Origin of the sequence: Amphritea sp. 1_MG-2023 (assembly GCF_030547545.1) — a bacterium.
Taxonomy (GTDB): Bacteria; Pseudomonadota; Gammaproteobacteria; order Pseudomonadales; family Balneatricaceae; genus Amphritea.
The window spans coordinates 111,324-118,760 of the sequence record NZ_JAUOQE010000009.1 but is presented as its reverse complement, the minus strand read 5'-3'; the positions used below and the strand labels follow the sequence as shown (position 1 = coordinate 118,760).

Sequence of the window (7,437 nt, the reverse complement as noted above, 5' to 3'; positions counted from 1 at the left end):
CAAGAGAAAGGGCTGGCGTGGATCTCATCCGGACAGCAGCTACAGGCTATTTTCAGATAAGTGAGAAAACGGATATTGGCATGTTAATATGACTGGATAAATTTATGGATGTCCCAATTTTTATTCCAATTTTTATTTTTTCCAATTTTTTTCGGGTGTCCCAATTTTTCAATTTTTTTTTGAAATAACCATTTGACGGCATACTAGGGCTTACTTAGTGGTACGTACTAGTAAGGTATAGTTTATAGTCATGATAAGATCCGTTGCATTTTCCGATGACATATCATAATCAGCGGGAGTGCCGGACTTTGGATCACTTCTTTGTGCGCCCGCACCGTGCCAATCATAATAGTCTGTAGCAGATGAGTTCTTTTTACTAAACGCCTTGCCAAACGAGATATAGGTGGCGGTATATTTAAAATCACCTTGAGTGGTACTCGACCAAACCCAGAGGGGATCTGCCGTCGTATTTTTGCCGGTTAAGGTGAAAAAACGGGTATCAATCGCTGGCCATGCAGCTACTTCACCGCCATATTTGACGATACTCTGTAGTTCTTTAATATTTGGCAGGCGCCAGTCGTTGTATCCTGCTAAGGTCGAGGCTTCAGCCGCGGCTAAACTGTCTTGCCAATTCCTTCTTATGCCGTCATCAGACTGCTGCCACATCAAGCCTGTTGCATTATCTGTGACGGTACCGTCATTGTTATGGCTAAAATCGTTGACACCATATACGTTTTCTTCACCACGCACGCATCTCACAAAGTTACCGGGAGCGTGAATACTCTGATCTGTGGTACCAAAAACGTAACCTGTTTCATAGCTTTTAATATGTCCATCGGCAAAGTTATAACCAAATGCCGCCTCGACATTTTCAGTGTTGTGTACAGGGCCAAGGGTGTATTTTGTTATCGACCAATACTGGCCGATATAAGCCATGCGTTGGTCATATTTGAAATCGAAATACTGTGTGTCAATGTAGGGCGTATTAGCACTTTCATTGCGGGGATCAACAATTTCACCGCGAAAGTCAGCCAGCGAGAAGAGCTCTTTTATTGTCGGTAGACGCCAGTCGTTATGTTTAGCTACGGTTAAGTTTGCACAATAGCTAATGGCATCGTCGTAGGCGTAGTGTTTGAAATCAGGTGTTTTTTGCCAGACCATGCCGGTATTATTGTCTGTAATGGTTTGATCACCGTTATCCGTATAAGCCGGTTGTACGCCGAGATACTGAGCATCTTGTCCAGATAAAATGCTACCCGACGTTGGGCAAGCGATGACTTCTCCTGCATTACCAAAGCAACGCGTTTGAGCGGTATCGATAACGACAAATTTAACCCTAGGTGTAACTGCGTCTAGCCCCGAGTCTTGTACTACCTCGGCCTGGGCCTCTTGGTTATCAAGGCCAATACACAGAACGGTTATACCGGTCGCTAATGCCGTTAATGTAAACTTTTTACCCGTCTGAAATTTAATCACTACGCTATTCTCCACTCGTCGATTGCCAGTATATACGACAGGAAGCTGTTGTTTCCGACATCTGTCCATTCCGACAGAGAACCCACTAGGAGTATAAGCCAGTTTAGGTTAACGCAGGGTTAGGATAGTGATGGCTGATGGTGGTGCGGTTCGTAAGTTCAATTCTTTCTTGTCTAAAAGGTATGCTGTTCATCGTTATTGAGTTTCAATTACACTTTACCAAGCCTAAATATATAAAATGTTAGTTGTTATACTACGTGCTTTTTTCAGAAGCTGCATTTTTAGGGGCCTGCGAGTATATCGGCCTCGGTGTTACAGAATGGGCGGTCTAGTCTATCGATATTATTAACGGAGCATTATGGAACGTTATCCTACGACAGCCGCGTTACGGGCGTTTGAAGCGATTGCTCGATTGGGCAGTGTTTCTGCGGCGGCGCAAGAGCTACATTTAACACGCAGTGCTGTTAGCCATCAACTGAATGTGTTGGAAGGGATGCTCGGATTTCCGTTAACTGAAAAGAAAGGCAGAGGATTAGTGCTAACGCGAAAAGGTGAAAATTATGCATTGGAAGTCAAAAAAGCACTGAGTATTTTAATGGAAGCCTCCCGTGTGCGGGATGAAGAAGAGATGGTGGGAAAGCTCACCATTAGTTGTGCGCCGGGGCTGGCTAATTATTGGCTCTCCCGAAAGTTGTCGAGCTTTATCAAAAAATATCCCAAGCTGTCGCTGCATATTATGACGCCCCGTTTCCCCGGTGATATTTCGAATGAAGATGCTGATCTATTCATCACTTACGGGAATGGCTCGTGGCCTGAAAAATATGTCCAACAATTGATGACTATCCAGTTGTTTCCTGTTTGTAGCCCTCACTTTTTTCATCTACAGGGCGGGTTAGGCCACCCGTCAAACCTACTTAAACTGCCTCTTTTCCATCTAATGAACCACACCGATTGGCGGGTTTGGTTAGCGGCCAATGGCGTTAGCAATACAGAGCTAGAAGGCGGGGTTATATTTTCCGATGCTAATCTCGTACAATCCGCGGCCATTGCGGGTCAAGGGATCGGGATTGGAGATAATATGGTCAGTGGTGATGCTCTAGAAAAGGGGCTTTTAATCCGTCCTTTCGAAAAAAGTATCGAGTCGCCGAGGGCATATTATTTGGTTACTTCCCCTAAAAATGTAGAAAGAAAAGATGTAAGAGCATTTATTGAATGGCTAGAAGGCCTTATTTCCGACGCTCAATCCCGCTATGATCGACCGAAAAGAGGGACTCTTTAGGCAGCACTGTTTCTGTGCGTATTATTGTTGTAATGCACTCATTTGCTGTGATCTTTGTTTTTCGGTTGATCCCATACGCTTATCAAAACCTGCTTAAACGCGAATTTACCTTGTGTTGGTAAGGTTTCGTCTCGCCAAAGAAGCCTCTTAAATTTCGCTATTCTCAATCAATAATCGCACTATTTTAGTGCGATCCGTAATGTTAGTTCAATTTTCATCATCATAACGCGCTGTCTTTACGGTAACTGTCAAATAATATTAAACAGTTAAGTCAAAATTATTCGATTGTTATTGGTTTTCATCTGAACAAGAATCTAAGTCAAGGTATTTGGTTGGTTCGCTTTGCATACCCCTAATCCCTATTAATCAACGTTAATATTTCTTGAAGGCAGCTTATGAGTCATCAATCAGATAGTGATTTTGTCACAGAGATATACCCCACGCTTTCAGAGGAAGCGCGAGTAAGAGTCGATTTAGCGGCGGCTTATCATCTGATCGAGCATTTTCAAATGAGCGATAGTATCTATACGCATATTTCAGCGCGTGTGCCGGGTGATAATGAGTATTTCTTAATTAATCCTTACGGCACTCGTTTTGGTGAAGTCAAAGCCAGTCAGTTGGTGATGATCGATTTAGACGGAAATGTTATTGATGACCCATGCAATATGGGTGCAAATCCCGCTGGTTTTACCATTCATTCCGCCATCCATGGTGCACGCCCAGATTTGAAATGCGCGTTGCATACTCACACGGTGGCGGGTGTTTCTATTGCTTCAACGCAAACGGGTATTTTGCCGATTAATCAATGGGCGTTGCAATTTTATCATGGCGTCTCTCGCCATGCTTATGAAGGCATCGCTTTAGATTTAGCCGAGCGAGAGCGCCTGGTTAAGGATTTAGGCCCTGAGAATAAAATTCTTATTTTAGATAATCATGGTCTGATGACTATGGGTAACAGCGTAGGTGAAGCCTTTACTCTGATGTTTAATTTGGAACGTGTTTGTAAGGTACAAATGGGCGTTCTAGCGAGTGGTCAACCGGTTAACCCTGTTGACTCAGCGGTGTGTGATTTGACCTATCAGCAATATATACAATTTGCCGAAATGAGTCAGCGAGGAGGCTTCCATGTGGAGTGGCTGGCTTATCTTCGTTTGTTAGAAAAAGTGTCACCCTCTTATAAAGAGTAATGCTCATCAATGTAAAACCAGTCAAAAAAGAACGTCATACTGATTGTTTTAAACTTAGGAGAGATAAATGAAAAAAATAATTATGGGCGCGGTAATCGCTTGTTTACCTTTTACGTCAAGTGCTTATGCCGAAGATCCGCAAGAGGGCGGAACAATCAATGTTGTTGTTCAACCTGAGCCACCCAGCTTAATGATTGGTATGTATTCTAATGCTACCACCCAACAGGTAGGCGGTAATATTTTTGAAGGGTTGATGCGTTATGACAAGGATTTAAATCCACATCCTCTTTTGGCTACTGCTTGGGAAAACTCTGAAGATGGTAAAACTTGGACGTTCCACTTAAAAGAGGGTGTTGTTTGGCATGATGGAAAGCCTTTCACCTCTGCTGATGTGGTCTTTTCTATTGATAAACTGTTACGAGAAACCAATGCTCGTTTGCGAGGTTCACTCGCTTTTGTTGATAGTATCACTGCACCGGATGATTACACCGTTGTTTTTCAGCTTAATCAGCCGTTTGGTCCCTTCATTCGTTTATTTGAAGTGGGCACAACACCGATGTTGCCTAAACATATTTATGCCGGTACCGACTATAAGCTAAACCCTGCCAATCATCACCCTATCGGTACGGGGCCGTTTGTCTTTAAGGAATGGAAAAAAGGTTCATTTATCCATTTGGCTAAAAACGAAAATTACCACGTGAAAGGTTTGCCGCATATTGACGAACTTTACTGGCATGTCATTCCTGATGCGGCTTCTCGTTCTGTGGCCTTTGAAACCGGAAAAATTGATGTCTTACCCGGTGGCTCAGTCGAAAACTTCGATGTGCCACGTTTAACAGAGTTAGATAATGCTTGCGTTACAACCGATGGTTGGGAGTTCTTCTCGCCACATGCTTGGTTATGGTTAAACAATCGTCAAGGGCCAACGTCTGACAAACGTTTCCGTCAGGCTGTTATGTACTCTATGGATCGAGAGTTTGCTAAATCAGTCTTGTGGAACGATTACGGAAAAATCGCTAAAGGCCCAGTGGGGTCTAAAACGAAATTCTACGATGACTCGTTGCCTAATTATGAATACAACCCAGAAAAAGCCAAAGCCTTGTTGGCGGAAATGGGTTATGACGGTACGCCAGTCCGTTTGATGGCGATGCCTTATGGTGAAACGTGGCAGCGTTGGACCGAAGTGATCAAACAGAATCTTGAAGAGGTTGGCATTAAAACCCAGATTGTTTCAACCGATGTGGCGGGCTGGAATCAGAAGATTGGCGATTGGGACTACGATATTTCCTTTACTTACCTATATCAGTACGGAGACCCTGCTCTTGGTGTCTCACGTACCTACCTGTCAAACAATATTGCTAAAGGTTCACCTTGGAATAATGCCGAAGGGTATGTCAATAAGCAGGTCGATCAATGGTTCAATGAAGCCGCCGTTGCTTTCCCTGATGCGAAACGAGCTGAGTTATATAGCAAGGCGCAACATCAAATCGTCGAGGATGTACCGGTTGCTTGGTTGATGGAGTTGGAATTTCCAACCATCTATAACTGCAAAGTACAAAACTTGGTTGACTCTGCCATCGGTGTGAACGATGCCTTTGGTACCGCTTGGATTAAACAGTAGTCAAAAAGGGGTAAGCCTTCGGGCTTGCCCCTGTAACGAGAGTAGTAACGTCTATGAGTGTGCAAACCTTATTATATATCGGTGGTCGTTTGGTTAAAGGGGCGGCGGTGCTATTGGTTATCGCAATCTTTAACTTCTTTTTAATTCGAATGGCACCAGGGGATCCCGCGCAAGTGCTGGCAGGTGAAGCTGGGGCGACAGATGCTATTTTTCTGCAGCAGTTGCGAGAACAATTTGGTCTCGATCAACCGCTTTACTATCAGTTGTGGATCTATGTTAGTAACTTGATGCAGTTCGATATGGGTATCACTTACCGTCAACAAATGCCGGTGTTTGATCTGATTATGGATCGTATGCCTGCTACTTTATTGCTCACGGGAGCGGCGTTCCTTTTATCGCTGTTATTGGGGATTTTAGCGGGCGTGGTTGCTGCAGCAAAACATCGTAAATGGGCGGATTCAGCGATCACCGTGGCGGCGCTGATTTTTTATGCAACACCACTTTTCTGGTTAGCGATGATGGCTGCCTTGTTCTTTTCTGTGTATCTAGAGTGGCTGCCTAGTTTTGGCATGCAAACGGTGGGTCAGGACCTAACGGGTTGGCAAAAAGTGACCGATATTGCACTGCATTTGATTTTACCTGCCAGCACGCTTGGGCTGTTCTTTACGGCGGTCTATGCGCGAATGATGCGTACGTCGATGATTGAAACGAGTCGTTTAGATTTTGTTAAAACAGCCAAAGCCAAAGGTATGAAACCTTCGCGCGTCACGACTCACCATATTTTGCGTAATGCGTTGTTACCGGTCGTGACACTCGCCGGCTTGCAAGCGGGGCAGTTGATCGGAGGCGCGGTGTTAACGGAAACCGTATTCGCATGGCCCGGTATTGGACGGTTGATGTTTGAGGCGCTATTCCAGCGAGACTATAACCTGCTATTAGGGGTGTTCTTTGTCTCATCCGCGATGGTTGTTATCTTCAACTTGATCACTGATGTTATTTATTGCGTCGTTGATCCACGAATCGAGTTGTCAAAATGAATGTAATTAAATCCTTAACACAAAATAAAGTGGCGATGGTTGGTTTTGGCATATTGTTTATGTTTGTTGTCATCGCTTTATTTGGGCCTTACCTCTATGACGGAAGCCCTTGGCGTATGGTGCAGCGGCCTTTTTTACCGCCTTTTCAAAACAGTAATTATATCTTAGGTACGGATACGTTAGGGCGAGATGTCTTGGCGGGCTTGATCTACGGTGCACGTATCTCATTGCTGGTGGGCTTAGTCTCAACCACCATTGCGCTGTTAATCGGTATTCCATTGGGTGCATACGCAGGCTATTACGGTGGCTGGGTTGATGAAGTATTAATGCGTTTCACTGAAATATTTCAGACCGTACCCAGCTTTGCATTGGCGGTGGTATTAGTGGCAATTTTTGAGCCTTCTGTTTATTCCATCACGGGTGCGATCGCCATCGTGAGTTGGCCTCCTGTCGCGCGCTTGGTACGAGGCGAGTTTTTATCTCTACGTAGTCAAGAGTATGTATTGGCGGCCAAACTAAACGGCCAAACTAATCGCAACATCATTATGCGTGAGATTTTACCGAATAGTCTCTCACCGATTATTGTCTTGGCATCACTGATGGTAGCCAGTGCTATTTTGCTTGAATCCTCCCTGTCTTTCTTGGGTCTAGGCGATCCAGAGATTATGTCTTGGGGTTATATGATTGGCGCGGCTAAAACAGTTATTCGCCAAGCGTGGTGGTTAAGTTTCATTCCTGGTATAGCCATTGCAATCACGGTCCTTTCTCTCAACTTGCTAGGCGAAGGCTTAAACGAAGCCCTAAATCCTAAGTTATCAGGTAAGCGGGAGAGCTAAT

6 protein-coding genes are annotated in these 7,437 nt (G+C 44.4%); 5 read left to right on the top strand and 1 reads right to left on the bottom strand.

Features of this window, described 5'->3' with window-relative positions:
- Positions 1-210: 210 nt before the first annotated feature.
- Entirely contained in the window at positions 211-1,476 is a 1,266-nt protein-coding gene (locus tag Q4488_RS07320) for a DUF1566 domain-containing protein (protein ID WP_303579823.1), read from the bottom strand.
- A 358-nt stretch (positions 1,477-1,834) separates the two neighbouring features.
- On the opposite strand from Q4488_RS07320, the gene Q4488_RS07315 reads away from it, so the two are divergent.
- The 5 genes from Q4488_RS07315 (at position 1,835) to Q4488_RS07295 (ending at position 7,436) form a co-directional block, all read left to right on the top strand.
- Positions 1,835-2,755, top strand: coding sequence for a LysR substrate-binding domain-containing protein (locus tag Q4488_RS07315; RefSeq protein WP_303579822.1), 921 nt, complete (start codon positions 1,835-1,837; stop codon positions 2,753-2,755).
- A gap of 395 nt (positions 2,756-3,150) precedes the next feature.
- Entirely contained in the window at positions 3,151-3,942 is a 792-nt protein-coding gene (locus Q4488_RS07310) for a class II aldolase/adducin family protein (protein WP_303579821.1), read from the top strand.
- Between the two features lie 67 nt (positions 3,943-4,009).
- Positions 4,010-5,563, top strand: a complete 1,554-nt coding sequence (locus Q4488_RS07305) for an ABC transporter substrate-binding protein (protein ID WP_303579820.1) — start codon at positions 4,010-4,012, stop codon at positions 5,561-5,563.
- A gap of 53 nt (positions 5,564-5,616) precedes the next feature.
- Positions 5,617-6,600, top strand: a complete 984-nt coding sequence (locus Q4488_RS07300; RefSeq protein ID WP_303579819.1) for an ABC transporter permease — start codon at positions 5,617-5,619, stop codon at positions 6,598-6,600.
- Complete coding sequence (locus Q4488_RS07295; protein ID WP_303579818.1) at positions 6,597-7,436, top strand: ABC transporter permease; 840 nt, start codon at positions 6,597-6,599, stop codon at positions 7,434-7,436. The genes Q4488_RS07300 and Q4488_RS07295 overlap by 4 nt, the downstream gene beginning before the upstream one ends.
- Position 7,437 lies beyond the last annotated feature (1 nt).

Bases quoted from the DNA above. Each gene is read 5' to 3' on its own strand.
- Q4488_RS07315 (WP_303579822.1), top strand. From the start codon at position 1,835: ATGGAACGTTATCCTACGACAGCCGCGTTACGGGCGTTTGAAGCGATT.
- Q4488_RS07310 (WP_303579821.1), top strand. From the start codon at position 3,151: ATGAGTCATCAATCAGATAGTGATTTTGTCACAGAGATATACCCCACG.
- Q4488_RS07305 (WP_303579820.1), top strand. From the start codon at position 4,010: ATGAAAAAAATAATTATGGGCGCGGTAATCGCTTGTTTACCTTTTACG.
- Q4488_RS07300 (WP_303579819.1), top strand. From the start codon at position 5,617: ATGAGTGTGCAAACCTTATTATATATCGGTGGTCGTTTGGTTAAAGGG.
- Q4488_RS07295 (WP_303579818.1), top strand. From the start codon at position 6,597: ATGAATGTAATTAAATCCTTAACACAAAATAAAGTGGCGATGGTTGGT.